Annotated in this window: 1 protein-coding gene; it reads right to left on the reverse strand. The window is 48.5% G+C overall.

The features are described 5' to 3' along the window. On the reverse strand, positions 1-1,221 hold a 1,221-nt coding region (murD, locus tag R7R78_RS24130), incomplete at both ends, for a UDP-N-acetylmuramoyl-L-alanine--D-glutamate ligase (RefSeq protein ID WP_225474376.1).

The raw sequence follows: 1,221 nt of genomic DNA on the forward strand, positions 1-1,221 counted from the left end.
AAGAACAGCAAATGCATCGCCTCTTGCCATAAAATTGTCGAATTGATCAAAGCTAGCACATGCAGGAGACAGCATCACCATATCACCAGATTTTAACTGCGAAGATATTTGTTGAATCACATCTTCCATGGTGTTGAAACGGATTGCTGACTCATGTAGTGGCATAAAATCATCGCCATCTAGGCCAAAACAGCACAGTTGTAGGTTAAGCGTTGCAAAGATCGGTTTTAATGGCGTGAAGTCCGCGCCTTTACCGACACCACCAACGAGCAGATAAAGTTTACCGGTCGACTCTAATCCTGATAGCGCCGCAATAGTGCTTGCGATATTAGTTGCTTTAGAGTCATTCACCCATTTTACGCCACGATTATCCGCAACCACCTGGCATCGATGTGTCAGTCCAGTGTAATTTTTAAGTGCATTCAAAGCGTTGTGGTAATCAACACCTGCAGCTTTGAGCAGAGCCAACACGACGAGAGCGTTCGCTAAGTTATGTTTGCCGACAAGTTTCAATTCATCGCTGGCGATTACGCGCTGACCATGATCAAGTAACCATGTGCGAGAACCATCGACTTCAAGGCCGTAAGCTTGCTCATCGCTGCCAAACGTAACCACAGGCATCTCAACCTCTGGGTACGTCTCTTGATCATCACGGTTAACCACAGCTAACTCTGCATGATCAAAAATACGCAGCTTAGCAGCGCGATAATCTGCCATACCTTCGTAGCGATCCATATGATCTTCGGAAAGGTTAAGAAATGCCGCCGCTTTGAGTTTCAAACTCGACGTCGTTTCCAACTGAAAACTTGAAAGTTCCAGAACATACAAATCCGCATCTTGCGCAAGCAGTTCCAGTGCAGGCACGCCAATGTTACCGCCGACACCCACCGTCAATCCTGCCGCTTTTGCCATCACACCAGTTAAATCTGTCACCGTGCTCTTGCCGTTTGAACCCGTGATAGCCACCACTGGTTTATTCACAGCCCAAGCAAACAACTCGATGTCCCCCACGACAGGCGTGCCTTTCGCTAGCACCGTTTGTATCTCTGGTGTCGCTAACGCAATACCAGGGTTGGTCACCACCAAGTCCGCCTCTGCAAGCCACTGGGTATTCCAACCACCACGGTGTAGTTCAACCTGTTCAGGCAGACGCTCGGCGCCTGGCGGATTGTCACGCGTATCAATAACTTTAACCGTCAATTGCGGCTGAGTTTTTCGGAG

This window comes from Vibrio sp. 2134-1 (genome assembly GCF_033339495.1).